A 25,695-nucleotide genomic window follows, 5' to 3' on the forward strand; every position below is an offset into this window, starting at 1 on the left:
GTCAGCCGATCGCGGACAACTGGATGATGACCGCTGCTACCAGATCGTCGTCGCTCTGCAGGTCGGCGGCAACCTCGTCGGCCGGACCCAGCAGCGCCAGCACCGCCCGGACCGCGGTCTCGTCGTCGTCGCCGACCACGGCCAGGTAGGGCTCGGCGCCGCCGTCGTTGAGCGGGGCACCAGCACCGCGCAGGTGGCGGATCCAGGCGGCCACCACGGTGGCGCACCCCAGCGGCACCCGACCGGCGGCGCGCTCGGCGCGGATCACCGGCACCGTGCGGACCACCACCTTGGTGGATCCGTCGGCCACGATCTGGGCCAGCTGGTGGCGGATGCGGGAGTTGGCGTAGCGCTGCAGCAGCGCCGACCGGTACGCCGCCACGTCCTCGGCGGGGAGCGGCAGGTGCGGGGCGGCCTCGTCCCACAAGGCCTCCACCCACTCCCGGCAGGCGGGGTCGGCGATGGCCTCGTCGATGGAGGCGTGGCCGCGGATGCTGCCGGCGTAGGCGAGCAGGGAGTGCGAGCCGTTGAGCAGCCACAGCTTGCGCTGCTCGAACGGGGTGACGTCGTCGACCACCCGGGCCCCGGCGTCCTCCCACCGCGGCCGCCCGGCCGGGAACCGTCCCGACATGACCCACTCGTGGAAGGGCTCGGTGGCGACCGGTGACGCGTCGACGTAGCCGAGCTCGGCGGTCACCAGCGCCCGGTCGGCGTCGGTGGTGGTCGGGGTGATCCGGTCCACCATCGAGGAGGCGAAGTCCACGTGCTCGGCGATCCACTCGGCCAGGGCCGGGTCGACCGCCTGGGCGAGCTGGGTGACGACCGAGGCCGCGACCTCGCCGTTCTCCGGCAGGTTGTCGCAGGACAGGATGGTGATCGCTCCGGCACCGGCCGCGCGACGGGCGGCCAGGCCGCCGACCAGGCGAGCGGGCAGAGTGGTCACCGGTGCTGCCGGATCCCCTTGCAGGGCGGCGATGTCGGCGACCACGGCCTCGGTGCGGCGCAGTTGACGGGCCGCGTCGGCCAGGTAGCCCTGCTCGGTCACGGTGATGGTCACCACGGCGACCTCGGGACGTCTGAGGTAGTCCAGCAGCGCCTGGTGGTCGGCGGCGGCGTGCACGGCGGTCAACGAGCCGACCAGCTCGAACGCGTCGCCGTCGGAGGCCCGGGTGATCAAGGTCGACAGGCCGTCCTGCGGGGCCAGGGCGTCGGCGGCATCGGGGCGCCGTCCGGTGAAGGCGGCGATGCCCCAGTCGGCGGCGTCACCGGCGTGCGCGGTGTACCAGGCCTGGTGGGCCCGGTGGAAGTTGCCGAGACCCAGGTGCACGATCCGCACCGGGGCGGCCGGCGGGGTCCCCGGCAGGGCCCGGGACAGCCGGGGCGGGGAGTCGGTGGTCCGCTCGGGGGAGGTGCTCACAGCTTGAACGCCCTTCGGGGGTTGGTGTCCACCAGGTCGTGGATCGCTTCTCGGGCCTCGTCCTCGTCCAGGCGGTGCTCGGCGACCAGCCGGGCCAGGTAGGTGGCATCCAGCCGGCGGGACATGTCGTGGCGCGCGGGGATCGAGCAGAAGGCGCGGGTGTCGTCGATGAACCCGGACGTCTTGGCCAGACCCGCCGTCTCGGTGACCGCGGCGCGGTAGCGCAGGATCGCGTCCGGCGCATCCAGGAACCACCACGGCGCTCCGGCGTACACGCTCGGGTAGAAGCCGGCCAGGGGGGCGATCTCGCGGGAGAAGGTCGTCTCGTCCAGGGTGAACAGCACCAGCTGGAAACCCGGGTGGGTGCCCACGGCGTTCAGCAGCGGCCGCAGCGCGTCGGTGAACTCCACCGCCACCGGGATGTCGGTGCCGATGTCGTGGCCGTACGCCTGCGAGCTCGGGAGGTGGTGGTCCCGCCGCACAGCGGGGTGCAGGGTCATCACCAGCCCGTCCTCGGCCGACATCAGACCCATCTGGAACAGCAGGTGCCGCCGCAGGGCGACGGCCTCGTCGGGCCCGATGTCGCCCTGGCGGGCCAGCGCGTAGAGGTGCCGGGCCTCGGCGTCGGTGAGCGGGTCGGTCCGGGGGTCCAGGTGGCTGTGGTCGGCCGACACGGCGCCGTGGGCGATGAAGTGCGCCCGTCGGGCGGCCATGGCCGCGAGCCAGCCGGCGTACTCGCCGGTCTCGATGCCGGACGTCTCGGCCAACCGGTCCACGTCGGTGTTCCAGGTCGGGCTCAGCGGCTCGAGGTAGCGGTCGGGCCGGAAGGTGGGCACCACCCGGGCGTCCCAGCTCGGGTCGTCGGCCAGCCGGCGGTGCGCGGCCAGGTCGTCGCACGGGTCGTCGGTGGTGGCCAGCACCTCGATGCCGAAGCGGTCGAACAGGGCCCGGGCGCGGTAGTCCGGGTGACCCAGCCGCTCGGCGATCTGGTCGTAGACCGCGTCGGCGGTCGCGGCGCTGGGTCGCACCTCGATGCCGAAGATGTCGCCGAGCTGGGCGTCCAGCCAGAACCGGACCGGGGTGCCGCGGTAGGCGCCCCAGTGCTCGCACAGGATCCGGAACGCCCGCCGGGAGGCGGCCTCGTCGAAGGAGTCCTGTCCGACCCCGAGGTCGGCGAGGTCGACCCCGTGGCCGTGCAGCAGGCGGGTGACGTAGTGGTCCGGGGTGATCAGCAGCGAGGTCGGGTCGGCGAACGACACGTCGTCGGCCAGCCACTGCGCCGGCACGTGGCCGTGCGGGGAGATGATCGGCAGCTCCCGTACGCGGTCGTACAGCGACGACGCCAGGCGGCGGACGCCGGGGTCGGCCGGGAACAGGCGGTCGGGGTGCAGGGCGAGCGGCGGGGTGGTCACTCGTTCATCGTGGCGGAGGGGCGGCACGCCCACCCAGCGGTTGCCGGGAGTTGCCGAACTGCGGGCCCCCGGGGTCGGTCGGTGCGGTCAGTGCGCCGGACCGGTCGAGCCGCGGACGACGAGCCGGCTCGGCAGCAGCAGGGGCGCCGGCTCCGCGGTGGCGTTCCGGGGACGCTGCAGGTGCTGGACCGCCGCGGACCCGAGGCTGGCCAGTGGCGAGGCGAGCGTGGTGAGTCCGGGCACGACCAGCTCACCGTCCCGGATGTTGTCGAAGCCGATCACGCTGACGTCGTCGGGGACCCGTCGGCCGGCCTCGGACACCCCCTGCAGGAAGCCGATCGCGACCAGGTCGTTGTAGGCGATCACCGCCGAGGTCGGGTTCTCCAGCCACTCGGCAGCCGCCTCCCGACCGCCGGCGATGGTGGGGCGGTGCGGTCCGCTCCGCCGGACCCGGAGGGCGAGCTGCTGCCCGGCCTCCAGCACCCCGCGCCAGCGCATCCCGTCCGACCAGGACGCCTCCGGCCCGGCCAGGTAGGTCAGCGAGCGGTGGCCGTGGCTCAGCAGGTGGTCCGCGGCGAACCGCACCGCCTGCACGGTGTCGGTGGCCACGGACGGCACCTGGTCCACCATCCGGTTCAGCACCACCACCCGGACCGACTTGGCCAGCGTGCGGATGGCGGCGTCGGACATCCGCGAGGAGGCCAGGATGACCGCGTCGACGGCCGGGACGATGCGCTCCAGGGCCTCGTGCTCCGCCGCGGCGGACTCCTGGCTCTCGGCCAGCACGAGTGTGCAGCCGGCGTGCCGGGCAGCCCGCTCGGCGCCGCGGATCATGCCGTAGAAGACGGGGTTGGTGATGTCGGCGACGACCATGGCGATCAGCGACGTGTCGGTCTTCGGGTCCCGCTCGGTCTCCTCGGTCCGGTAGCCGAGACGGGCGGCGACCACGCGCACGTGCTCGGCGGTCCGGAAGCTGACCCGACCCGGCTTGGACAGCGCCCGCGACACCGTCGACGCCGCCACGCCGGCCGCCTCGGCGACGTCGTAGATCGTGACCGGTCCGTTCTCCGCCTCGCCGCCGTCGGAGCCCACCCTGCTCACCTTAGTGTCGCCGCCCACCCCTCGCTCCGACCGGATCCCGGCGAGTGTGTTGACGTTCACATGCGGAGGTACAACGATGTAGCGATGTCCACCGCGCGCGCCGTCATCAACCTCGACCTCCCCGGCCCGACCATCAGCCGTCACGTGTACGGCCATTTCGCCGAGCACCTGGGTCGCTGCATCTACGGCGGCTTCTGGGTGGGTGAGGACTCCGACATCCCGAACCAGGGCGGCATCCGGCTCGACGTGGTCGAGGCGCTGCGGGCGCTCCGGATCCCCAACCTGCGCTGGCCCGGCGGCTGCTTCGCCGACGACTACCACTGGCGGGACGGGATCGGTCCCCGGGAGCAGCGGCCGCGGATGGTGAACTCGCACTGGGGCGACGTGGTGGAGGACAACGCCTTCGGCACCCACGAGTTCCTGGCCCTGTGCGAGCTGCTGGATGCCGAGCCGTACGTGAACGGCAACGTCGGCTCCGGCACCGTCCGTGAGATGGGCGAGTGGGTCGAGTACCTGACCCGGGCGGACGACTCGCCGATGGCCTCGCTGCGGCGGGAGCACGGACGGGACGAGCCCTGGCGGGTGCCGTTCTTCGGCATCGGGAACGAGCCGTGGGGGTGCGGCGGGAACATGCGGGGAGAGGCGTACGCCGATCTGGCCCGGCAGTACTCCACGTACGTGCGGGACCACGGCGGCAACCACGTCTACCGGATCGCCGCCGGGGCGCACGACGACGACGTGACCTGGACCCGGGCGCTGATGGAGGCGCTGACCCCGTTCGGCACCCCGCTGGCCCGACCCGGTGTCTTCCAAGGGATCTCGCTGCACTACTACACGACGGCGGGTCCGTGGACGGACAAGGGCTCGGCCACCGTCTTCGACGACGACGACTACTGGCGGACCATGGCCGCCTCGCGGCGGATCGAGTCGATCCTCGCCGCGCACATCAGCGTGATGGACGCCTACGACCCGCAGCGGCTGGTCGGGCTGGTGCTGGACGAGTGGGGCACCTGGTGGGACGTCGAGCCCGGCACCAACCCCGGGTTCCTGTACCAGCAGAACACCCTGCGGGACGCCCTCGTGGCGTCGGTGCACTTCGACGTCTTCCACGCCGTCGCCGAGCGTCTGGTGATGGCCAACATCGCCCAGACCGTCAACGTGCTGCAGGCGATGATCCTGACCGATCCCGACTCCGGTGCCCTCGTGCTGACCCCGACCTACCACGTGTTCGCCATGAACGCCGGACACCAGGACGCCGCCCGGTTGGACGCCCACCTGCTGGCTCCCGACCACGTCCGGCGGGTGGCCGAGGAGGAGGTGCCGACGGTCTCGGTGTCGGCCAGCAGCAAGGACGGCGGCGTGCTGATCTCGGCCTCGAACCTGGACCTGACCGAGCCGGTCGAGCTCACCCTGGACCTCCGGGGCGGGCGGCTGGCCGAGGCGACCGGGCTGGTGCTCACCGCCGACCGGGTCGAGACCTACAACGACGCGGACCGCGCGGACGCGGTGACTCCACGGCCCCTGGACGTGATCACCGACGGCGACGTCCTCCGGATCACCCTGCCGCCGCACGCGTTCGTCACCGTACGCGGGACACTGGTCTGATCGTGGTCGGAGCGGCGACGCCCCTCGCCCGACGACCGTGTCGCGGCTGCGGTCCGGACGAGGCCCTGACCCCGGAGCGGGTGCACGCCGAGGTGGTCGATTAGCTGCGCTACGAGGTCGACCTCGCGGCTGACGACGTCCGCGACGCCCGCCTGCGGGTCTGTGCCGGCTGCTCCCGGCTGGCCACCCACACCTGCCTGGACTGCGGTTGCTACGTCGAGTTCCGGGCGTCGCTGCCGACGAAGCGGTGCCCGCGGGGACTCTGGTCGGCCTGAAGCGTGCGGAGAAGTCTCTCCGGCTGACGCCCCGCGCGGCGTGGCGCGGCCGCCCCGGCCCGATCGGGGAGACTTCTCCGTGGTCGGTGCGGATGCCGCCGATGCGCCACCCGACAACTTGCGGCAACCCCTACCGCCGCGGCGGTGGGCGATGAGGGAATGGCTGTGTTCCCTCCCAGCAAAGGACTGACACCCGATCATGTGGACCCTCTCCGGATTCTCCGACGAGATCGACGACGACTTCGCCACCCAGTGCCGGGTCGTCACCGACCTCGGCCTGACGCACATCGAGATCAGGAGCGCGTGGGGGACCAACATCCTCGACCTCGACGCCGACCAGCTCGCCACCGTGCAGCGGCTCCTCGCCGAGCACGGGCTGCGGGTCTCCAGCATCGGGTCGCCGATCGGCAAGATCGCGATCACCGACGACTTCGGGCCGCACCTGGAGCGGATGCGGCACGCCGCCGAGATCGCGCAGCTGCTGCAGGCGCCGTACATCCGGCTGTTCTCGTTCTTCATCCCGGCGGGCGACGACCCCGACGACCACCGCGACGAGGTGATCACCCGGATGCGGGCGATCGCCCGGGTCGCCGAGGAGGCCGGCGTGGTCGCCGTGCACGAGAACGAGAAGGACATCTTCGGCGACATCCCCCGCCGGGTCCTCGACATCGTCACCACTGTCGACTCCCCGAACCTCAAGCTGGCCTGGGATCCGGCCAACTACGTCCAGTGCGGGGTCAAGCCCTACACCGAGGGCTACGCCGACCTGCGACCGCACACCGTCTACATCCAGATCAAGGACGCCCTGTTCGCCGACGCCTCGGTGGTCGTGGCCGGCGCCGGTGACGGCGAGGTGGCTGAGACGATCCGCGCGCTGCGGGTGGACGGCTTCGACGGCTTCTTCTCCCTGGAGCCGCACCTGGGGACGCAGAACGCCCTCGGCGGCTTCTCCGGCGCCGACCTCTGGATCCAGGCGCACACCGCCTTCACCGACATCCTCCGCCAGGAAGGGATCGCGTACGCATGAGTGACGCCGCACCGACGAACCGCCGTCGGATCGCCCTGGTCGGCGCCGGGGTGATCGGACGCCACCACGGCCGTGTGATCGACCGGCTGGCCGACCGGCTCGAGCTGGTCGCCGTGGTCGACCCGCACCCGGATCGGGCCCAGCAGATCATCGACGAGCACGGCGGCACGGCGTACGCGAGCCTGACCGCGGCGCTCGCGCAGGCCGACGTCGACGTCGTGGTCGTGTGCACCCCGACCGGCACCCACGGCGAGCTGGCCATCGAGGCGCTGCGGTCCGGCAAGGACGTGATCATCGAGAAGCCGGCGGAGATCACCGTCGAGCGGACCGACGAGATCATCGCCGCCCAGCGGGAATCCGGCCGGCTGGTCACCGTCATCTCCCAGCACCGCTTCGACCCCGCCACCGAGGTGACGGTGGACGCCATCGCCGCCGGTGAGCTCGGCCGCCTGACCTCCGGCATCGCCTCCGTCGACTGGTGGCGCGGCCAGAGCTACTACGACTCCGGCGACTGGCGCGGCACCTGGGAGCTCGACGGTGGCGGCGCGCTGATGAACCAGGGCGTGCACACCATCGACCTGCTGGTCGCCACCATGGGCCGTCCGGTCGAGGTGTTCGCCTACACCGGCACCCTGGCCCACGAGCGGATCGAGGTCGAGGACGTCGCGGTCGGGGTGGTGCGGTTCGCCAGCGGTGCCCTGGGGGTGCTGCACGCGACCACCGCCGCCTACCCGGGGATGAGTGCCCGGCTGCAGGTGCACGGCGACAAGGGCTCGGTGATCATCGACAGCGACGTGCTGAGCTTCATCCACCGGACCCCGGCCGAGGCGAGCGCCGACGAACGCGCGTACGGGGAGTCGTCCAAGACGATCAACCAGCTGGACGAGTTCCCGGAGGCCTCGGGCGCGACCCTGAGCGCCGGCGCCGACCCTGGTCAGCTCGGTGCGGTCGCGCACCGTCGCCAGTACGAGAACTTCCTGTCGGCGTTGGACGGTGAGGCCGAGCTGCGGGTGAGTCTGGAGACCAACCGGCAGGCGATCGCGATCATCACCGGGGTCTACGAGTCGGCCCGGACCGGGCGTCCGGTGGCCCTGACGTGACCCGGTTGGCCGTCAACCCGATCCAGTACTGGGCCAGGGCCGGCCGGACCCGGGAGGTGCTGGACGCAGCGTTCGCCGAGCTCGCCGCGATCGGCTTCACCGCCGTCAAGGGCGACGTGCCCGACGGGATGACCGCCCCCGAGTACCTGGACTGGTTGGCCGGCTACGGGCTGGCGCCCTCGGTCAGCCTGTTCAGCTCGGCCTTCGACGAGACCGTCGACATCGCCGCCGAGACCGAACGGGCCAAGCGGTTCGCCGCCACCCAGGTCGCCCTGGGTCTGGACCGGACCATGGTGTCCTCGGTGGCCGTGCCGGCCCGGATGGAGCGTCCCGCCGTCGGCGCGGACTTCAGCCGGAGCCGGCTGAACCTGGCCATCGAGAACTGCGGCGTGATCTGCCAGGTGCTGCGGGCCGAGGGGCTGCGCCCACTGCACCACTCCCACGTCGGCGGTGTCTTCGAGACCGAGCAGGAGATCACCGCCCTGCTGGACGATCTCGGGCCCACGCTGATCGGGATCGGTCCCGACACCGGGCACCTGCGCTGGGCCGGTGCCGACCCCGCCGCCGTGCTCACCCGCTACGCCGACCGGGTCGGCGCCCTGCACCTCAAGGACGTGTACGCCGACTTCCTCGACGGGCGGGCGGGGGACGCCACCTACCGCGACCAGTCCGACTCGGGGCGGTTGTGGGCCGAGCCGGGGCTCGGCGTGCTGGACATCCCGGCGATCCTGGCCGCCCTGCCGGCCGACTACGACGGCGATGTGATGATCGAGGTCGACCACCCCAGCACCCCCACCAGGCGCGAGTCGCACGAGATCTCGTACGCGTGGGCCCGGCAGCACCTCCCGACGCTCGTCTGACCCACCCTCACCCGCTGGAGCTGCTCGGGTTTGTCGGCTCTGCTCGATCTATAGACCGAGCAGAGCCGACAAACCCGAGCAGATGGGTCGCCAGGGGAGCGGCGGTCAACGGGTCTCGAGCACCTCGACCTGGTCGCCCACCCGGACCGACCCGTACAGCGCCTCCGGCACCCCCGCCCCGTACGGCGCCTCCGGCACCCCTGACCCGTACGGCGCCTCCGGCACCAGGTTCACCGCGAACCAGGTCTTGCCGTCCCACCGTCGATGACGGGCCAGGCTGACCAGGGGCTCCTTGGTGCGCGTCGCGGTCACCGGGTCGATGGTGGTCAGGACGCACCGGTCGCAGAGCTTCACGACCCGGAACACGACCTCACCGACCCGGACCCGCCGCCAGGTGTCTTCGGCGAACGCGTCCTCTCCCCGCACGATGAGGTTGGGCCGGAACCGGGTCATCGGGAGCGGACCGTCCGCGGAGCGCGGACCCTCGGCGATCCAGGTGTTCAGCTGCGTCAGGGACTCCTCGGTGGCCAGCAGCAGCGGGTAGGCGTCGGCCAGGGACACGGTGTCGTCCGCCGCACCGTACGCCGGGTTCACCGGACGGCGCCGCGGGTCGTCCAGGTACACCAGCCGCAACGACCGACCGATGACCCCGGAGAACCAGTCGCCGGCGACCGGGTCGGCCGCCCGGGCCAGCAGTCGGTCGTCCCAGATCTTCACCTCCACGAGAGGGCCGGACGCTGGTCGGTCGACGTCGAGGTCCTCGATGTCGGGGGCGCTCAGCAGCAGACCGCTGTCGGTGATCGACGGCGTGATCAGCACCAGCCGGTTGGCCTCGCGGGCCGTCACCGCCTCACCGGACGGGTCGACGACCATCCAGCGTCGGTCGCCGGTGAGTCCCCAGGGTTCCACGGTGGCGACGTCCAGGTCCTCGCCCCGGCACGACTTGACGGGGTAGCGGCGGAGCCCGGTCAGCCGGAGCCCGCCGGTGTCGGTGACGGTCAAGGGTTGGTCAGTCGACGATGGAGTTGATGCTCCGCTGCACGATGAGCGGATCGGGCGGGTAGACGACGGCGGCGTCCTTGCCCTCGTAGTCGAACTGGTTCAGGAAGAAGCGCATCGCGTTGATCCGGGCCCGCTTCTTGTCGTTGCTCTTGATCGAGGTCCACGGGGCCTCGTCGGTGTCGGTCCGCAGCACCATCGCCTCCTTGGCCTCGCTGTAGGCGTCCCACTTGTCCAGCGACTCCAGGTCCATCGGGGACAGCTTCCACCGTCGTACGGGATCGATCTGCCGGATCGCGAACCGGGTGCGCTGCTCGGACTGCGTCACCGAGAACCACAGCTTGGTCAGGGAGAACCCGCTCTCCACGAGCATCGACTCGAACAGCGGCGCGTGGTTGAGGAACTGCTCGTACTGCTCGTCGCTGCAGAAGCCCATCACCCGCTCGACCCCCGCCCGGTTGTACCAGGACCGGTCGAACAGCACGATCTCCCCGGCGGTCGGCAGATGGCTGACGTAGCGGTGGAAGTACCACTGCCCGAGCTCGGTCTCGGTCGGCTTGGTCAGGGCCACGGTCCGCGCCGCCCGCGGGTTGAGGTGCTCCATGAACCGCTTGATCGTGCCACCCTTGCCGGCCGCGTCGCGTCCCTCGAAGAGCACCACGATCTTGCCTCGGGTGTCGGCGACCCAGTACTGCAGCTTCAGCAGCTCGATCTGCAGGGCGTACTTCTCCGCGTCGTAGGCGTCCCGGTCCATCCGCTCGTCGTACGGGTAGTCCTCCCGCCAGGTCTCGACCGGGTCGCCGCCGGGGTCGATCAGATCCGGGTCGGAGCCGTGGTCGTCGTGGTTGACGGTGAAGCCGTCGCGCAGGAGCTGGTCGAGGTACTCACGAAAGTTCTCCCGGATGATCACGGGCTCAGTATCGTCCCGGCGGGCGAACAGCCGGTGAACGGGTCGGGGCCCCGCTGCCCCACCTCCGGGACGAGGAACGGGCTTGACGGATGCACAGGACCTTTCCACGATGGTCCCATCGGTGACGAGGGATCCTGGGGGTCGCGATGTCGGAGGCAGTGCTGCTGGTCGGGACGAAGAAGGGCCTGTGGATCGGTCGCAGCGACGAGCGACGACGACAGTGGGAGTTCGGTCCGTCGGAGTTCCTGATGGAAGGCATCTACGCGACCTGCATCGACACCCGAGGGGCGACCCCGCGGGTGTTCGTGAGCGGCCACAGCGAGCACTGGGGTCCGGGTGTCTACCGCTCCGACGACCTGGGGCGGACCTGGACCGAGACGCAGGGTGCGGCTGTGCGCTTTCCCACCGACGTGGGCGAGAGCGTCGAACGCGTCTGGCAGATCCAGCCGAGTCCCGCCGACCCGGACGTCGTCTGGGCCGGGACCCAGCCGTCCGCGCTGTTCCGGTCCACCGACCGCGGTGAGTCGTTCGCGCTGGTGCGTTCCCTGTGGGACCACCCGCACCGGCCCGAGTGGGGGGCGGGTTTCGGCGGCCAAGCCATCCACACGATCGTGCCGGACCCGACCGACCCGGACCGGGTCACGGTCGCGATGTCCACGGGCGGGGTCTACCGGACCGAGGACGGCGGCGCGTCCTGGAACCCGTACAACACCGGCATCAAGGCCTACTTCTTCCCCGACCCGTGGCCGGAGTTCGGCCAGTGCGTGCACAAGGTGGCGAGCCACCCCGACCGGCCCGACCTCATGTACGCCCAGAACCACCACGGCGTCTACCGCACCGACGACGGCGGATCCACCTGGACCTCGATCGCCGAAGGGCTGCCGGCCGACTTCGGTTTCCCGATCGTGGTCCACCCGCACGACCCGGAGACCGTCTTCGTGTTCCCCCTGGTCGCCGACGGGGCCCGGATCCCGCCCGACGGCGAGGCGCGGGTCTGGCGCTCCACCGACGCCGGCCGCACCTGGGCGGCGTCCAGCAGGGGGCTGCCCGACGAGTTCTACGCCGCCGTCATGCGCGACGCGATGTCGGCCGACAACGCCGAGCAGACAGGTCTCTACGTCGGCGCCCGAGACGGCTCGGTGTGGGGCAGCACCGACGACGGCGACTCGTGGTCCGAGATCGCCCGCCACCTGCCCGACGTGCTCTGCGTCCGCGCGGCGGTCCTGTGATGGTCGCCTTCACGGGTGTCTCCCACGTGGCGTTCACCGTCACCGACCTCGACGTGAGCCAGCGCTTCTACACCGAGGTGCTCGGGTTCGTCGCCGTCCTGGACATGGGCTACGGCCGGATCTGCATGCATCCCGCCACCGGGTTCAGCATCGGTCTGATCCGTCCCGAGGGAGCCGAGGGTCGTCCGTTCACCGAGCTGGCCACGGGTCTGGACCACCTCGGCTTCACCGCCGCCTCCCGCGCCGAGCTGGAGGACTGGCAGCGCCACCTCGACGAGCACGGCGTCAGCTACACCCCGATCCGGGACATGGAGCTGGGCTACCACCTGAACTTCCGTGACCCCGACGGCATCGCCCTCGAGCTGGACGCACCCAACGAGCTCGGCCGGCAGGCGCGGCTGGCGATGGCGGCGGGACCGACGCCGGCAGAGGTCGCGGCGTTCGTGGCCGCGAACCTCGGACCGGAGCTCGTGCCGCAGCACCCCTGAGCGTCGTCGGGCGACCGTCATCAGCGGTCCTGCCCGTAGAGGGCTGTCAGTGAGCTGCGGCACAGTGAGGTCCACCTGCCGGATCGCGCAGGCCCGAGAGCGTCCCGACCCGAGGAGCCGAACGTGCCCGGAAACCCGCCTCCCTTCGACAACGAGACCGACGGTCTCCTGCTCTACCTGGTCCAGCAGCGCGACGGGCTGCGCTTCGCGGCGTACGGGTTGACCGAGGAGCAGCTCCGGCTGAGAGCCACCCCGGCCAGCGCGCTGACCGTGGGAGGGCTGCTCAAGCACGCCACCGTGACCGAGCGGGGGTGGATCGACATCCTGGCCGGGGAGCTCGCGCAGCCGTCGCAGGAGGAGTACGGCGCCGACTTCGTCATGGCCGACGACGAGAGTCTCGCGTCGCTGCTCGAGCTGCAGGCAGCCACGGCGGCCCGCACCGAGGCCGTGGTCCGGGGACTGCCCGACCTGGAGCAGGCGGTGCAGCTGCCCGACGCGCCCTGGTACCCGAAGAACACCGCGGGGTACTCCGCCCGCTGGATCCTGCTGCACGTGATCGAGGAGGTGGCGCGGCACGCCGGCCACGCCGACATCGTCCGCGAGCACATCGACGGCGCCACGATGTACGAGCTGATGGCCGGGGCCGAGGGCTGGCCCGCCACCGACTGGTTGACCCCCTGGCAGCCGCCGGGTGACCGTCCCTGAGGTGCTCGGCACAGGTCGTGCACAGGAAGTAAGGGTAACCTTCCTCCCATGGCTGACAGTCCCCGCACGTCCCGTCCGACCCGTTCCGCGACCGTGCTGCGCAAGGAGTGGCTGAGTCCTGGCATGGTGCGGCTGCACCTCGGGGGCGACGACGTCCGGGGGCTCGCCGAGCTCACCTTCACCGACCACTACGTGAAGCTGCTCTTCCCCCCGGCCGGGGCGGACTACAGCTGGCCGTTCGACCTCGAGCAGGTCCGGGCCGAGCGCCCCGCCGACGAGTGGCCGGTCACCCGGACGTACACGATCCGTGCCTTCGACCCGGCGACGGGGGAGATGGCTATCGACTTCGTCGTGCACGGCGACGCCGGGTTGGCCGGACCGTGGGCCGCGACGGTCGAGCCGGGGGAGTCCATCGGCTTCCACGGTCCGGGTGGGGCGTACGCGCCGGATCCGGCCGCCCCCACCCACCTCCTGGTGGGGGACGAGGCGGCGCTGCCGGCCATCGCCGCCGCGCTGGACGTGCTGGCGGCCGACGCCGCCGCGGAGGTGTTCGTCGAGGTGGCCGACGCCGCTCACCGGATCCCGCTGCGGGAGACCAGCCGGACCCGGCTGACTTGGGTGCACCGCGGCTCGCAGCCGTACGGTGCGTCGCTGGCCGCCGCGGTCCGGCAGGAATGGGTTCCCGACCCCGAGGCGCAGGTCTTCGTGCACGGCAACGCGGAGCTGGTCAAGGACCTGCGGCGCTTCCTGTTCGTGGACCAGCGCCACGACCGGACGCGCGTGTCGATCTCCGGCTACTGGCGCACGGGCCTGAACGAGGACGGCTGGCAGAGCTCCAAGCGCGTCTTCACCCAGCAGATGGAGAACGAGGAGCAGGCCGCCCTGTGCTGATCGCCGGACGGGGGCCCGGGGGCGGTGACGGTATCGTCCCGGCTGGGACTCCGCCGCAGAGATGAGGATCCGATGAGCAGCAACGTCGCCGGTTGGCGTGCCAGCCACGTGCCCGGCCGGTGGCCCGTGCTGATGGGGCCCTCGAGCCTGGTCGTGCTGGATCCGTCGACGTCGCTCGATCTGACCGGGTTGTGGGAGAAGGTCGTCGGGAGCGCCTCCATGGTCGAGCTGGTCACGGCCCTGGCCGCTGTCGGTCCGGACCAGAGCCCCGATCTCGTGGCGCTGTTCTGGTCGTCCACCGGGATGCGGTCGCTGGTGCGCGGCAACATCCGGCTGCTCGATCCGACGACGGCCGAGGTCGTGGCCGACGGCGCGGGGATGCTCACCTGGCGCGAGGTCGGTCTGGACGACCGGCACCAGCTCGAGATCGACCTGGGCGCTGGTCCGGTCGGGACCCGGGGTCTGCCGCTGGTGGTCGGTGCCGTGCGGGCCGGGGCGATCAGGGTCGAGGCCGGGGCCGCCTCCGTGGTCATCTCGCCGCAAGCCACCTCCTTCGAGCACACGATCCCGCCGGACGAGATCCCGGGCTGGTCGTCCGCGGGCGCTCACGATGCGACCCCGTTGGAGTCGTCCGAGGCCGATCCCGTGGCGGCCGGGGCTCTCTGGCCACCGGCCCGGCGGCCACCCCTGGCCGTTCCAGCCCTCTCGCCCCCCTCGGCCCCGATGGACACCCCGGCACCCGTCACCCCTGCCGCCCCGACCCCGGTGTCCGCCTCCGCCACGAACAGCACGTCATCCTCGGGTTCGACGCCCGCGGAGGACGATCCGGACTCCCCGCTGGGGGAGAACCTCACCCGTCGCACGTCGCCGCCCACCCCGGTCGAGGTGGTGGACCCGGACCGCTACGAGATGGAGAACGCCGACACCGCCTTGATGGCACCGGTGACCGCCCCCCCGTCGACCCTGGAGCCGTCGCACCCGCACGACCACGGCGACGTCCCGCTGGTCCAGGCGGCGATCTGCCTCGCGGGGCACCCGAACCCTCCGTACGCGGACCGATGCGGGCTCTGTGGTGCACCGGTCCCCCCGCAGACCACGCAGCCGGTGCCGCGACCGGTTCTCGGTGTGCTCCGTTCGCCGGACGGCTCCAGCGTGCCCATCGACCGACCGATCCTGGTCGGGCGGGCGCCGGTGCTGCGCGACGACCTCGCCGAGGTGCCGGTCTCGATGAAGGTGCCGAGTCCCGGTCAGGACATCAGCCGCACCCACCTGCTGGTCAGCCCGGACGACTGGGAGATCCGGCTGACCGATCTGCACTCGACCAACGGCACGACCGTCGTGCGTCCCGGGCCTGGGGTGGAGCGCAATCAGCTGCAGCCGGGGGAGCCGTACGCCGTCGGTGTGGGCACGGTGGTCGAGCTCGGGGACGGCGTCGCCGTCCTGGTCGACGGACCACCCCCGCCGGGGGCCTGATCGCTCGGCGAAATCGTCGCGGTTGGTCAGTGAAGCCATACCCCCGGTGGCTTGGGTAGGGTCAGGGCACCACCCGCGGGGCGATGGGAGATCACGTCATGCCCAACTCACGTACGACTGGTCTGCCACCGGGCGTTCAGGTCGGCGCCACCGGCCCGAGAGCGCTGGCCGCTCTCGTCGAGGTCGGCCCGGTCTGGCTGCTCGGCGGGCTGGCGCTGCTCTTCGGACTGGTGCTCGACGGCTCGGTCGTCGTGGTCGTGCTCTGTCTCGTCGTGGCCGTCGCCTGGGGGGCGCTGGTCTGGGCCCAGCGAGCCTCGCGCGCCGCCGGGCCGGGCATGCGCCTGGACGGCGTCCAGATCGTCGGGCTGAGCGACGGACGACCGCTGGGCTGGGGCCGGGTGCTGGTGCGCTGGCTGGTCTTCGCCGGACTGACCGTCACCGTGGTCGGCCTGATCGCGATGCTCGTGGTGATGACCCGACACCCACGCCGGCAGGGTTGGCACGACCTCGCCGCCAACGCCGTGGTGATCAAGGAGCGCCCGCTGGCGCCCCCGCGGTCCAAGTCTGCGGTGGGTCGGGCGACTGCGGGCACCAAGGCAGGTGCCCGACCACCGGCCTCGAAGGCTCCCGCGGCCACCAAGGCCGCCGCCACGGCGAAGCCGTCCGAGGCGATGTCCACGAACGGCGGCTCGGCTCGCCCGGGCGAGGTCGAGGAGACCGTCGTCGTCGCGGAGCCGGCTGGGGATGCCGACCGGTCCGTCGCCGACGAGACCTCGGTCGACGGTCGGGATCCGGTCGACGGAGAGAGCGCGGACGACGGCGGGAGCGCCGGTGACGGCGCAGACCCGGAGACGGCGGACCCCGTTGTGCTGGCCGAGTGGATGCTGCGTCTGGACGACGGGCGCGACGTGGCCGTCGAGCGCCTCGTCCTGCTGGGCCGCAACCCGCAGCCACGGGTGGGCGAGGAGGACGCGACGCTGATCAAGGTGAGCGACGAGACCCGTACGGTGTCGAAGTCGCACCTGGCGGTCGGCGTCGACGCCAGCGGTCTCTACGTGATGGACCGCGGTTCGACCAACGGCACCATGGTGACCGCCCCGGACGGTGGCCAGCGACCCTGCCCACCCGGTGACGTGGTGGACGTGCCCGGCGGCTCGGTGGTCTCCTTCGGTGATCACTGGCTCGAGGTCCGTCGACCCGGCCACTAAGGTCGTCGTCATGCTGCTGTCCGACCGCGACATCAAGGCCGAGATCGCGACCGGCCGGATCGGCCTGGAGCCGTACGCCCCGGACCTGGTGCAGCCGTCCAGCATCGACGTCCGGCTGGACCGCTTCTTCCGGGTGTTCGAGAACCACCGTTACCCCCACATCGACCCGGCCGAGGACCAGTCCGAGCTGACCCGGCCGATCGACGTGCAGCCCGACGAGCCGTTCATCCTGCATCCGGGCGAGTTCGCGCTCGGCTCCATCTACGAGGTGGTCACCCTGCCCGACGACGTCGCGGCCCGGGTCGAGGGCAAGTCGTCGCTGGGTCGCCTCGGACTCCTCACCCACGCCACGGCCGGCTTCATCGACCCCGGCTTCAGCGGCCACGTCACCCTGGAGCTCTCGAACGTCGCGACCCTGCCGATCAAGCTCTGGCCGGGGATGAAGATAGGCCAGCTCTGCTTCTTCCGGCTGAGCTCACCGGCCGAGCACCCGTACGGCTCGGCCGTCCACGGCTCGCACTACCAGGGGCAGCGGGGTCCGACGCCCAGCCGATCGCACGTGAACTTCCACCGGACCCGGATCTGAGTCAGCTCGCCCGGTAGACCGCGATCTCCCCCGACGCGGTGCGGCCCCGGATGCTCACGTAGGGCTCCCCGGCGGCGGGAGCGCTGCAGGCGTCCATCGCCACCCGGACGGCTCCGCTGGTCGAGCTGAGGTCGAGCCAGGCCGGCAGCCCGTCGGCGATCCCGACGGTCAAGGATCCCGACGCCGTCCGCAGGTCCACCGACCCACTCGTCGAGGGCAGCGAGATGTCACCGGAGCCCGACGACGCCCGCAGGTCGGCAGCGGCCAGGCACCGGACCAGCAGGTCGCCCGAGCCCGACTTCGCGATCACGGCGCACCGCGCCTCGTTGATCACGATGTCGCCGGAGCCGCTGGTCACCCGGGCAGCAGTGCCGGCCAGCACCCCCACCGACACCCCGCCGGAACCGGAGGTGAGATCGAGGTCGACGGCCTCGCTCAGGCTGATGTCGCCGGAGCCCGTGGTGAGCCGGCTGCGGCCGAGCGGCACGGTGGCGGTCACGTCGGCCGACCCGGTCCGCGCCGTCAGTGCGGTGCCGGCGGGTACGCCGATCCGGATGTGAGCTGTGTGCTGGCGGAACACCTGGTCGGGGAACCAGATCCGCAGGGTGTCGCCGTCGTGCCGGATCCGAGCCTGCTGCAGCAGCTCGTCGTCCCCGCTGACAGTGCCCTCCACCATGTCCTGGCGTGGTCCGGGCTCGACGTTCACCGAACCGCGGCCGAGGTTCTCGATCAGGACCGACCGGACGCCGACGGCGTCGAACGTGCGGGCGGTCATCGGACCCAGCCCTGGACCGAGCCGCGGCGGCCCGGCTCGGGTTCGGGCAGGTCACCCGGTCGGCGACCGCGGCCACCGAAGAACCCGCCGGCGCCGAACGGCCCGTTCGGTCCGAACACCCCGTACGGTCCGAAGGGGCCGCCGTCGCCGGGCGGAGTCGGCGGTGCGGGCGGCGGGGGTGCGACCGGGCGCTCCCCGAGGGCGTCCATGATCGCGCGCAGCAGCCAGGCGTTGGTGGAGAGGCCATCCCGATCGGCTTTCTCGTCCACCTTCGTCTTGACCGAGGCCGGCAGGCGCAGGCTGATCCGGGACACCGGCTCGTCCTCGTCGATCTCTGTGGGCTCGTCGGTGTCCGGGGCCCCGGGGGAGGCGCCGTCGGGGGTGGCGTGGTCGTCGGGGAGCAGCAGCGTGGGCTCCGGGCCCGGGGCGGGCACGACGACCACCAGCTCGGGGTCGGGGCCGCTCATCCGCAGCTCCACCGACGTCGGCGCGGTCTCGGCGCTGATCTGTGCGGCGGCATCGGCCAGGGCGCGGATCAGAGCGAGCCGGGTGCTGGCCTCCACAGCCCCTCCGAGGCGCTCCGCGGTGAGCCGGGTCGTGTCGTCACCGAGAGCGGCCGCGTTGCTGACCCCTTCTCGTACGGTCTCCAGATAAGGCGAAAGATCCATGACATCACTATGACGTCATGGTGATGTCAAAATCAAGACCTTTGGCGTCGCCACGATGCCGGTCGATCCGGGGAGAAGGTGGGGGCCACGCCGCAGCGCCTACCTGGCTGTCCCGGACGCGGCGCTTAGGGTCGACGTGGTCGGCGGCGCGGGCGACGACCGGTCGTGGCCCGACCCGCACGGGGCGTCGAGGCCTACCACGTCGAGGTAGCAGAGGTTTCGCGTGATCCAGTTCGAGTCAGTCTCCAAGACCTTCCGGGACGGGACCACGGCGGTCGACGACCTGAGTCTGACGGTGCCCTCCGGCCAGATCACCGTCATCGTCGGCCCGTCGGGCTGCGGCAAGACGACGACGCTGCGGATGGTGAACCGGATGCTGGAGCCGTCCAAGGGCAAGGTCACCTGGGACGGCAAGCCGATCAAGTCGCGCCGCAAGACGGCGCTGCGGCGTCAGATGGGCTACGTCATCCAGAGTGGGGGGCTGTTCCCGCACCGCACCGTGCTGGAGAACATCGCCACCGTTCCCGATCTGCAGCGCTGGGACCGGCAGAAGTCGCGCAAGCGGGCCATCGAGCTGCTCGGCAGCGTCGGGTTGGACCGCAAGCTGGGTGACCGCTACCCGGCGCAGCTGTCCGGTGGCCAGCAGCAACGCGTGGGCGTGGCGCGGGCGCTGGCGGCCGACCCGCTGGTGCTGCTGATGGACGAGCCGTTCTCCGCCGTCGACCCGGTGGTCCGGGGCGAGCTGCACGAGTTCTTCCTCGCGCTGCAGCGCGACCTGAGCAAGACGATCATCATGATCACCCACGACATCGACGAGGCGATCAAGCTCGGCGACCAGGTGGCGATCCTGCGGGTGGGCGGACGGCTCGCCCAGGTCGGCACCCCGCAGCAGCTGCTCGACGAACCGGCCGACGCCTTCGTCGAGGGCTTCGTCGGTCGGGACCGCGGCTACCGGTCGCTGTCCTTCCAGCCCGCCTCGGGTCTGACCCTGGGCGGTGTCCAGGTCGTCCGCGAGGCCGGCTACTCCGGTGGGGACGAGCCCGTCCTGGTGGTGGACGGCGACGCCCGACCGGTCGGCTGGTCCGACCCGTCCCGACCCGGCACGATGCTGGCCCTCGGGGCCACGTTCGACGCCGAGACCGACTCCCTGCGGACCGCACTGGATGCCGCCCTCACGTCCCCGGTCGGCCTGGCCGTCGCCGTGTCCGGCGGGTCCCACCGGTATGCGGGTGTCGTCGACGCCGACATGATCCTGCGGCAGGTCACCCAGACGCGGGCTCGGATCGCGGAGTCGATCGCGGTCCGCGCGCACGACGAGCAGCCGCTGCCGGTCGGACCGGCCACGGCAGGACCATCCGCCGAGGGCGGGTCCGAGACCCCCCGGGGTCCGGGAGCCGGCGACGAGACGGCAGCTGGCGACCGGGCGGCTGCGGGGGAGGACCTCGATGCCACCTCCATCCGGGACGACTCCGACGCGACGTCCGTCCGCGGGGTGCCGCCGGTCGCGGCCGTGGGCACGGTCGGCGCCGTCTCCGTGGCGGGTGTGGTCGCCGCGCAGTCGGCGGACGAGGACCCCGACGCCACCCGGATCTCCGGTCCGTTGCCCGCCGACGACGTCCACGCGCGCGAGGACGAGGAGTCTGCGGCGTGGTCACGGCCCGACGACGCCGCCGCCGACCAGCCCTGGTCCGCCGCCGACGCCACCTCCGACAAGCGCTGGTCCGCCGCCGCCGACGACGCGCTGAGCAGCGACCGGAGCGGGCAGGACCGACGCCAGCTCGCCGACGACACCTCGGACCCGACCTCGGCCGGACCGGAGCCGTACGGCAGTGAGGTGCCGCCGGCCGGCGACGAGTCGATCGGCACCGCCTACGACCGGCAGCTGGCCGAGGACGACGAGTCGTGGTCCGGCGCCGCCGGGGCCCCCGACGACACGCCCGGCACCCACCCCGCCCAGCCGGTCGTGGAGCCTCCTGTCGCCGAGAGCGCCAGGGCTGACGACTCGACCCCGCCCCCCTGGCCACCGCGGACCGAACCCGGCCAGGAGCCGGCTCCCGACGACCCGTCCCAGGGCGACGGGTCGGGGTATGCGTCGCAGACACCGCCACCGGATCCGTACGACACGCCCCTGTCCCCGACACCGGACCCGAGCGGGGTATCGGGGCCGTTCGGCGGCGACGTGTCCCAGGACGATCATGATCTGGAGACGCCGGCTCCCGCCCCGGAGTCCCGGCCCGCCGAGGATCCGGCTCCGGCGGACGGTCCCGCTCCCGTCGACCGGCAGGCCGACGACGATCACGAGCGCGGGTGGCCGCGATGATCGACTGGGTCTGGATCCAGCGGAACCTGGGCAACATCGCCCAGCTGCTGGGCCAGCACGTCGTGCTGGCCGTCGTGCCCGTGCTGGCCGCGATCGTCATCTCGATCCCGCTGGGCTACCTGGTGTTCCGGACCGGTCGGTTCGCCAACGTCCTGGTGGCCCTGCTCGGGGTCGTCTACTCGATCCCGTCGCTGGCGCTCTTCGTGGTCATGCCGGTGCTGCTGGGCACCAAGATCTTGAACCCGGTGAACATCGCCGCGGCGCTGACGGTCTACTCCGTGGCCCTGCTGGTCCGCAGCGTGGTCGACGGCCTGCGCTCCGTGCCGGGCTCGGTGAACGCCTCGGCGTCGGCGGTCGGCTACGGCCGGCTGCGACGGCTGTTCCGCGTCGAGCTGCCGCTGGCCATGCCGGTGATCTTCGCCGGTCTGCGGGTGGTCACGGTCTCCAACATCGCCCTGGTCAGCGTGGGTGCGGTGATCGGCACCGGTGCCCTCGGTGAGCTGTTCACCCGCGGGCTGAACAGCGCGTTCCTGACCCCGATCCTGGTCGGTCTGGTGCTCAGCCTGCTGCTGGCGCTCGTGGCCGACGCGATCATCCTGCTCATCCAACGCGGCGCCCTGCCGTGGTCCCGGGGACGGAGGACCGCATGATCTGGGAGTACCTGCTGGACCCCACCAACTGGACCAACCCCGACGCGGGCATCTTCGTCCTGATCGGCCAGCACCTCGCGTACACCGTGCTCGCCGTGCTCGCCGCCGCCGTGATCGGCATCCCGTTCGGGATCCTCATCGGACACACCGGCCACGGACGCTTCGTCGGCATCGGCCTGAGCAACGCGGCCCGGGCCATCCCGAGCCTGGGTCTGCTGGTGCTGGTCGTGACCCTCCTCGACACGGGCATCGGCCCGGTCATCGGGGTGCTGGCCATCCTGGCTCTGCCGCCGATCCTGACCGCCACGGCGGCCGGGGTCAGCGGTGCCGACCCGGAGGCCGTCCACGCGGCGCGAGCGCTCGGCATGAACGGCAACCAGATCGTCGCCAAGGTCGAGTGGCCGCTCGCGCTGCCCCTGGTCATCTCGGGTCTGCGGAGCGCCACGCTCCAGGTCGTGGCCACCGCGACCATCGCGGCCTTCGTCTCCTCCGGCGGACTCGGCCGGCTGCTGATCAGCGGCCAGGCCACCGCGAACTACTCCGAGATGTTCGCCGGTGCCGTGCTGGTCGCCGCCCTGGCCATCCTGCTCGACCTGCTGCTCGGCCTGATCGGCTGGCTGGCCGCGCGTCGCAGCCACCCGGGCCGGGCCGGTGCTCCGGCTTTCGCTGCCTCCACCTAGGCTCAGTAGGGAATCGGACCTACCCAGATCGACGCCCCCCAGGGCGGCAGGAGACGGAGTGCACGACATGACTCTCACGCATCGCATGCTCGGCCGGGGGAAGCGGACGTTCGCAGTCGCCGGTCTCGGGGTCGCGGCCCTGGCCCTGGCCGCCTGTGGAGCCGGCTCCGACCCGCTGGCGGAGCCCTCGACGGAGACGGGCGGGTCGGGCGGCACCGCGGGCGCGATCATCGTCGGCTCGGCCGACTTCACGGAGAGCCAGATCCTCGGCGAGCTCTACGCCCAGGCGATCAAGGCCAAGGGCGGGGACGCCTCGACCAAGCCCGGCATCGGCTCCCGTGAGGTCTACATCAAGGCGCTGCAGGACAACTCGGTCTCCGTGGTCCCGGAGTACACCGGCAACCTGCTGCTCCACTTCGATCCCGCCGCGACCGCGACCACCGAGGCGGAGATCGCGTCGGCGTTGCCGAGCGCCGTGGGGTCGGACCTGACGGTGCTGGAGCCGTCGCGGGCCCAGGACCAGGACGTCTACGTGGTGACCAAGCAGACGTCCCAGGAGAAGGGCATCACCTCGCTGGACGACCTCAAGAAGATCTCGGCGACCTCGATCCTGGGCGGACCCGCCGAGCTGCAGGACCGTGCCTACGGGCCGCCCGGTCTGGAGAAGATCTACGGCGCGAAGTTCCAGCAGTTCAAGCCGTACGCGTCGCCGGCGGTGAAGGTGAAGGACCTGAACGGGAACAAGATCCAGGTCGCGAGCTTCTTCACCACGGAGGCGGCGATCCCGGACAACGGCTACGTGAAGCTGGACGACCCGCAGTCGATGATCCTGCCGCAGAACGTGGTGCCGCTGGTCCGGGCCGACGTGGCCTCGGACACGACCGCGGTGGAGGCGATCAACGCGGTGCAGAAGGCCCTCACCACCGAGGAGCTCACCGCGCTGAACACGTCAGTGGACGCCGACAACTCCGACCCCGACCAGGTCGCGGCCGAGTGGCTGAAGGCCAAGGGCCTGGCCTGACCCACCGCCCCGCCGGACGCAGGTCGGCGGGGCTGTCTCACCTCCAGCGTGCGGAAGCCTCACCCCGATCGGGCTGCCGGGGCGCGACCCGCCGAGCCGACCTCGCGGTCGGGGAGAGCTCTCAGCAGCCGGTCAGCTGTCGAGCATCGTCCAGAGCTTGGCGATGCGTCCGTCCACGACCTCGATGACGTCCGTCCCGCCGAGCACCGGCTCCCCGCCGGGCGGACCGAGCTGCCAGGCCCGGATGCCCAGGCTGCCCACGCCCCGGAACGGCCCGGCCGGGGTGAAGACGAAGCCCGGTCCCTGGGCGAGCAGCCCCGTGACCGCAGCCGCCAGATCGGCGCGTCCGGACACCGTCCGCTCCGGGTCGGTGAACACGACGTCCTCCGCGAACACCTCGGCGATGACCGTCTCCCGGCGGGCGGTGTCGGGTTCGTTGAAGACCTCCTGCAGCATGCGGTCCAACAGCACCGCCGAGGTCGTCACGTCAGTCGTCCTGGAGTCGCGTCGCGCACGAGTTCTCCCCGACGAAGGTTCACCCGACCACCGTACGCAACTCCGGTCGGCCGGTGCTGCCCGTCGTGCCCATCGTGGACGACTGGTCGCCGAGGGCGACCCCGACCAGGTGGCGGGGGGAGTCTGACGTCGAGAGGTCTCGCCCGGCCGGCTGACGTCGGCCCCACCGTTCGGCAGGATGGGCGGGTGAGCAACGGACTGGTCGGCGACCACGTGCTGCGGGGCGACCCCACGCGGCTGGCCAGCCAGCACCGGTTCGCCCGGACCACATCGATCGTGCTGTTCGTGCTCACCGGCTGGATCGTGGTCTCCGGGGTCGTCATCGGTCTGACGGTGGGGCGCCTGCTGTGGATCGGGTTCGCCGTGAGCGCTGCGGTCGTCGGCGCCATCGGTGTCCTGATGCTCGGCGCCCTGCGACGGTCCACCCCCGACGGCACGGGCTCGCTCGTGCTGGCCACGCTCCACCCGGACGGGGTGCTGGATCTCGCGGACGGCACCAGGCTGTCGCTGACCGAGGTGACCGGCATCGAGCGTCGTGTCCAGGGTCCCATCGGGCGTCCCGCGAGCCCCGGCGCTCGCCTGGGTGAGCGGCTGGTGAGCAGCGTGGAGGGACGTCGTCCCGAGCTCTCCCGCAGCTCGCTGCTGCTCACCTTCCACCGCGGTCGGCTTCCTCCGGTGCTGATGCAGATCGGTCCGGTCGCTCTGCCGGGTGACGTGGACGGGTTCCTCGCTGCGCTCGCCGCGGCGGCCGGCCGTCGCGGGATCCCCCTCTGGTCGGCACCGACGTCCGAGGACTGAGTCCGGCCGACGCCGTCACCGGGGGGATGGTCGAACCTCGGGCAGCGGTGATGATGGAGCGGTGAGCCGAGCCCGCGAGGATTCCAACCGCCGGATGCTGCGCGCCCGGGACGCGATGGATCGTCGGTACGCCGAGCCGCTCGACGTGCCCGGCCTGGCACGTCTGGCGCACGTCACGGAGTCCCACTTCATCAGGACGTTCCGCGCCACCTTCGGGGAGACGCCGAACCGGTACCTCCAGCGGCGCCGGATCGAGCGGGCGATGTTCCTGCTCCGCAGCGACGACGCGACCGTCACCGACGTCTGCATGGCGGTCGGGTTCTCGAGTCTCGGCACGTTCAGCCGCGTGTTCACCGCCATCGTCGGAGAGCCGCCGAGCGTCTACCGCCGGCGCGGTCTGCTGGCTCCGGTGCCGACCTGCTTCGCCATGGCCTGGTTGCGGCCCGGGTCCGAGACCGCAGGATCGGAGAAGCCTCGCGCTGCCTGCGACCCCTAGCGTTGCCTGCATGTTGAACACCATCTCGATCACGCAGATCTTCGTCCCTGATCAGGACGCCGCCCTCCACTTCTACGTCGACCAGCTCGGCTTCGAGGTCCAGACCGACATGGCGTTCGGTCCGATGAGGTTCCTGACCGTCGCGCTGCCGAGCGACCCGGGCCACGCCGTCCTGCTGGAAAAGCCAGGCCCCCCGGGCTACAGCGAGGAGACCGCCGCCCAGGTGCGTGACCTCGTCTCCAAGGGTGCGGGCGGCGGCCACCTCTTCTTCACCACCACGGACGCGCACCGGACCCATGCCGAGCTGAAGGAACGTGGGGTCGAGCTGCCCGACGAACCGACGGAGCAGCCGTACGGGATCGACTTCGGCTTCCGTGACCCCTTCGGCAACCACATCCGCGTCGCTCAGATGGCGGCTGCGCCGACGCCTTGATCGCCGGCACCGCGCACCTGGACCGTCCCGCGGGCCCGGTCGGGAGCCGCCC

The 25,695-nt window shown here is 71.8% G+C and carries 27 protein-coding genes; 19 read left to right on the top strand and 8 right to left on the bottom strand.

Annotation, left to right across the window (positions count from 1 at the left end; translation table 11 throughout):
* Position 1: 1 nt before the first annotated feature.
* The 3 genes from ABD714_RS10525 to ABD714_RS10535 form a co-directional block, all read right to left on the bottom strand.
* Complete coding sequence (locus tag ABD714_RS10525; protein WP_344812289.1) at positions 2-1,417, bottom strand: mannitol dehydrogenase family protein; 1,416 nt, start codon at positions 1,415-1,417, stop codon at positions 2-4.
* Positions 1,414-2,829, bottom strand: a complete 1,416-nt coding sequence (gene uxaC, locus ABD714_RS10530; RefSeq protein WP_344812290.1) for a glucuronate isomerase — start codon at positions 2,827-2,829, stop codon at positions 1,414-1,416. The genes ABD714_RS10525 and uxaC overlap by 4 nt, the downstream gene beginning before the upstream one ends.
* Positions 2,830-2,916: 87 nt before the next feature.
* Complete coding sequence (locus ABD714_RS10535; RefSeq protein WP_344812291.1) at positions 2,917-3,948, bottom strand: LacI family DNA-binding transcriptional regulator; 1,032 nt, start codon at positions 3,946-3,948, stop codon at positions 2,917-2,919.
* Between the two features lie 66 nt (positions 3,949-4,014).
* On the opposite strand from ABD714_RS10535, the gene ABD714_RS10540 reads away from it, so the two are divergent.
* From ABD714_RS10540 to ABD714_RS10555, 5 genes are all read left to right on the top strand, one after another.
* Complete coding sequence (locus ABD714_RS10540; protein ID WP_344812292.1) at positions 4,015-5,535, top strand: alpha-N-arabinofuranosidase; 1,521 nt, start codon at positions 4,015-4,017, stop codon at positions 5,533-5,535.
* 104 nt (positions 5,536-5,639) lie between these two features.
* The gene (locus tag ABD714_RS23065; protein WP_425562383.1) at positions 5,640-5,810 is read left to right on the top strand and encodes a DUF6171 family protein; all 171 of its coding nucleotides are present in this window, start codon (positions 5,640-5,642) and stop codon (positions 5,808-5,810) included.
* A 199-nt stretch (positions 5,811-6,009) separates the two neighbouring features.
* Positions 6,010-6,837 (top strand): sugar phosphate isomerase/epimerase family protein, encoded by an 828-nt coding sequence (locus ABD714_RS10545; protein ID WP_344812293.1) that lies wholly within the window; start codon positions 6,010-6,012, stop codon positions 6,835-6,837.
* Positions 6,834-7,937 carry a Gfo/Idh/MocA family protein gene (locus tag ABD714_RS10550; RefSeq protein WP_344812294.1) on the top strand — a complete coding sequence of 368 codons (1,104 nt, stop codon included), beginning with the start codon at positions 6,834-6,836 and terminating at the stop codon, positions 7,935-7,937. The genes ABD714_RS10545 and ABD714_RS10550 overlap by 4 nt, the downstream gene beginning before the upstream one ends.
* A complete protein-coding gene (locus ABD714_RS10555; protein ID WP_344812295.1) occupies positions 7,934-8,797 on the top strand; it encodes a sugar phosphate isomerase/epimerase family protein in 864 nt (287 codons plus the stop codon). The genes ABD714_RS10550 and ABD714_RS10555 overlap by 4 nt, the downstream gene beginning before the upstream one ends.
* A 105-nt stretch (positions 8,798-8,902) precedes the next feature.
* On the opposite strand, the gene ABD714_RS10560 is transcribed toward ABD714_RS10555, so the two are convergent.
* Both ABD714_RS10560 and ppk2 read right to left on the bottom strand, forming a co-directional pair.
* On the bottom strand, positions 8,903-9,799 hold the full coding sequence (locus ABD714_RS10560; protein WP_344812296.1) for an MOSC domain-containing protein: 897 nt from the start codon (positions 9,797-9,799) through the stop codon (positions 8,903-8,905).
* Between the two features lie 7 nt (positions 9,800-9,806).
* Complete coding sequence (gene ppk2 / locus ABD714_RS10565; RefSeq protein ID WP_344812453.1) at positions 9,807-10,700, bottom strand: polyphosphate kinase 2; 894 nt, start codon at positions 10,698-10,700, stop codon at positions 9,807-9,809.
* Between the two features lie 152 nt (positions 10,701-10,852).
* On the opposite strand from ppk2, the gene ABD714_RS10570 reads away from it, so the two are divergent.
* From ABD714_RS10570 to dcd, 7 genes are all read left to right on the top strand, one after another.
* The gene (locus ABD714_RS10570; RefSeq protein WP_344812297.1) at positions 10,853-11,935 is read left to right on the top strand and encodes a WD40/YVTN/BNR-like repeat-containing protein; all 1,083 of its coding nucleotides are present in this window, start codon (positions 10,853-10,855) and stop codon (positions 11,933-11,935) included.
* Positions 11,935-12,423: a VOC family protein gene (locus ABD714_RS10575; RefSeq protein ID WP_344812298.1), complete on the top strand. Its 489-nt coding sequence runs from the start codon at positions 11,935-11,937 to the stop codon at positions 12,421-12,423. The genes ABD714_RS10570 and ABD714_RS10575 overlap by 1 nt, the downstream gene beginning before the upstream one ends.
* A gap of 123 nt (positions 12,424-12,546) precedes the next feature.
* Entirely contained in the window at positions 12,547-13,128 is a 582-nt protein-coding gene (locus ABD714_RS10580) for a DinB family protein (RefSeq protein WP_344812299.1), read from the top strand.
* A 48-nt stretch (positions 13,129-13,176) separates the two neighbouring features.
* Positions 13,177-14,019 carry a siderophore-interacting protein gene (locus ABD714_RS10585; protein WP_344812300.1) on the top strand — a complete coding sequence of 281 codons (843 nt, stop codon included), beginning with the start codon at positions 13,177-13,179 and terminating at the stop codon, positions 14,017-14,019.
* Between the two features lie 72 nt (positions 14,020-14,091).
* Complete coding sequence (locus ABD714_RS10590; RefSeq protein ID WP_344812302.1) at positions 14,092-15,492, top strand: FHA domain-containing protein; 1,401 nt, start codon at positions 14,092-14,094, stop codon at positions 15,490-15,492.
* Positions 15,493-15,590: 98 nt separating this feature from the next.
* On the top strand, positions 15,591-16,700 hold the full coding sequence (locus ABD714_RS10595; RefSeq protein ID WP_344812303.1) for an RDD family protein: 1,110 nt from the start codon (positions 15,591-15,593) through the stop codon (positions 16,698-16,700).
* Positions 16,701-16,710: 10 nt separating this feature from the next.
* Entirely contained in the window at positions 16,711-17,286 is a 576-nt protein-coding gene (gene dcd / locus ABD714_RS10600; protein WP_344812304.1) for a dCTP deaminase, read from the top strand.
* 1 nt (position 17,287) lies between these two features.
* Here dcd and ABD714_RS10605 read toward each other — a convergent pair whose 3' ends face one another.
* Complete coding sequence (locus ABD714_RS10605) at positions 17,288-18,061, bottom strand: DUF4097 family beta strand repeat-containing protein (RefSeq protein WP_344812305.1); 774 nt, start codon at positions 18,059-18,061, stop codon at positions 17,288-17,290.
* The gene (locus ABD714_RS10610) at positions 18,058-18,729 is read right to left on the bottom strand and encodes a hypothetical protein (RefSeq protein WP_344812306.1); all 672 of its coding nucleotides are present in this window, start codon (positions 18,727-18,729) and stop codon (positions 18,058-18,060) included. Before ABD714_RS10610 ends, ABD714_RS10605 begins: the two co-directional genes overlap by 4 nt.
* Before the next feature lie 223 nt (positions 18,730-18,952).
* Here ABD714_RS10610 and ABD714_RS10615 point away from each other — a divergent pair, with 223 nt between their 5' ends.
* From ABD714_RS10615 to ABD714_RS10630, 4 genes are all read left to right on the top strand, one after another.
* On the top strand, positions 18,953-21,049 hold the full coding sequence (locus tag ABD714_RS10615) for an ATP-binding cassette domain-containing protein (RefSeq protein WP_344812307.1): 2,097 nt from the start codon (positions 18,953-18,955) through the stop codon (positions 21,047-21,049).
* Complete coding sequence (locus ABD714_RS10620; protein WP_344812454.1) at positions 21,046-21,699, top strand: ABC transporter permease; 654 nt, start codon at positions 21,046-21,048, stop codon at positions 21,697-21,699. The genes ABD714_RS10615 and ABD714_RS10620 overlap by 4 nt, the downstream gene beginning before the upstream one ends.
* A complete protein-coding gene (locus ABD714_RS10625; protein ID WP_344812308.1) occupies positions 21,696-22,379 on the top strand; it encodes an ABC transporter permease in 684 nt (227 codons plus the stop codon). Before ABD714_RS10620 ends, ABD714_RS10625 begins: the two co-directional genes overlap by 4 nt.
* Before the next feature lie 67 nt (positions 22,380-22,446).
* Positions 22,447-23,400: an ABC transporter substrate-binding protein gene (locus ABD714_RS10630; RefSeq protein ID WP_344812309.1), complete on the top strand. Its 954-nt coding sequence runs from the start codon at positions 22,447-22,449 to the stop codon at positions 23,398-23,400.
* 132 nt (positions 23,401-23,532) lie between these two features.
* On the opposite strand, the gene ABD714_RS10635 is transcribed toward ABD714_RS10630, so the two are convergent.
* Positions 23,533-23,886 carry a nuclear transport factor 2 family protein gene (locus ABD714_RS10635; protein WP_344812310.1) on the bottom strand — a complete coding sequence of 118 codons (354 nt, stop codon included), beginning with the start codon at positions 23,884-23,886 and terminating at the stop codon, positions 23,533-23,535.
* A 216-nt stretch (positions 23,887-24,102) separates the two neighbouring features.
* Between ABD714_RS10635 and ABD714_RS10640 the strand changes: the two genes are divergently transcribed.
* The 3 genes from ABD714_RS10640 (at position 24,103) to ABD714_RS10650 (ending at position 25,643) form a co-directional block, all read left to right on the top strand.
* A complete protein-coding gene (locus ABD714_RS10640; RefSeq protein ID WP_344812311.1) occupies positions 24,103-24,714 on the top strand; it encodes a hypothetical protein in 612 nt (203 codons plus the stop codon).
* A gap of 61 nt (positions 24,715-24,775) precedes the next feature.
* On the top strand, positions 24,776-25,210 hold the full coding sequence (locus tag ABD714_RS10645) for a helix-turn-helix domain-containing protein (RefSeq protein ID WP_344812312.1): 435 nt from the start codon (positions 24,776-24,778) through the stop codon (positions 25,208-25,210).
* A 10-nt stretch (positions 25,211-25,220) separates the two neighbouring features.
* Positions 25,221-25,643, top strand: a complete 423-nt coding sequence (locus ABD714_RS10650; protein ID WP_344812313.1) for a VOC family protein — start codon at positions 25,221-25,223, stop codon at positions 25,641-25,643.
* The last annotated feature ends 52 nt before the right edge of the window (positions 25,644-25,695 follow it).

It is taken from the genome of Microlunatus aurantiacus (assembly GCF_039536605.1).
GTDB classification, from domain to species: Bacteria; Actinomycetota; Actinomycetes; order Propionibacteriales; family Propionibacteriaceae; genus Microlunatus; species Microlunatus aurantiacus.

Bases quoted from the DNA above. Each gene is read 5' to 3' on its own strand.
- ABD714_RS10540 (WP_344812292.1), top strand. From the start codon at position 4,015: ATGTCCACCGCGCGCGCCGTCATCAACCTCGACCTCCCCGGCCCGACC.
- ABD714_RS10545 (WP_344812293.1), top strand. From the start codon at position 6,010: ATGTGGACCCTCTCCGGATTCTCCGACGAGATCGACGACGACTTCGCC.
- ABD714_RS10550 (WP_344812294.1), top strand. From the start codon at position 6,834: ATGAGTGACGCCGCACCGACGAACCGCCGTCGGATCGCCCTGGTCGGC.
- ABD714_RS10570 (WP_344812297.1), top strand. From the start codon at position 10,853: ATGTCGGAGGCAGTGCTGCTGGTCGGGACGAAGAAGGGCCTGTGGATC.
- ABD714_RS10575 (WP_344812298.1), top strand. From the start codon at position 11,935: ATGGTCGCCTTCACGGGTGTCTCCCACGTGGCGTTCACCGTCACCGAC.
- ABD714_RS10585 (WP_344812300.1), top strand. From the start codon at position 13,177: ATGGCTGACAGTCCCCGCACGTCCCGTCCGACCCGTTCCGCGACCGTG.
- ABD714_RS10590 (WP_344812302.1), top strand. From the start codon at position 14,092: ATGAGCAGCAACGTCGCCGGTTGGCGTGCCAGCCACGTGCCCGGCCGG.
- ABD714_RS10595 (WP_344812303.1), top strand. From the start codon at position 15,591: ATGCCCAACTCACGTACGACTGGTCTGCCACCGGGCGTTCAGGTCGGC.
- dcd (WP_344812304.1), top strand. From the start codon at position 16,711: ATGCTGCTGTCCGACCGCGACATCAAGGCCGAGATCGCGACCGGCCGG.
- ABD714_RS10605 (WP_344812305.1), bottom strand. From the start codon at position 18,061: ATGACCGCCCGCACGTTCGACGCCGTCGGCGTCCGGTCGGTCCTGATC.
- ABD714_RS10610 (WP_344812306.1), bottom strand. From the start codon at position 18,729: ATGGATCTTTCGCCTTATCTGGAGACCGTACGAGAAGGGGTCAGCAAC.
- ABD714_RS10620 (WP_344812454.1), top strand. From the start codon at position 21,046: ATGATCGACTGGGTCTGGATCCAGCGGAACCTGGGCAACATCGCCCAG.
- ABD714_RS10625 (WP_344812308.1), top strand. From the start codon at position 21,696: ATGATCTGGGAGTACCTGCTGGACCCCACCAACTGGACCAACCCCGAC.
- ABD714_RS10630 (WP_344812309.1), top strand. From the start codon at position 22,447: ATGACTCTCACGCATCGCATGCTCGGCCGGGGGAAGCGGACGTTCGCA.
- ABD714_RS10650 (WP_344812313.1), top strand. From the start codon at position 25,221: ATGTTGAACACCATCTCGATCACGCAGATCTTCGTCCCTGATCAGGAC.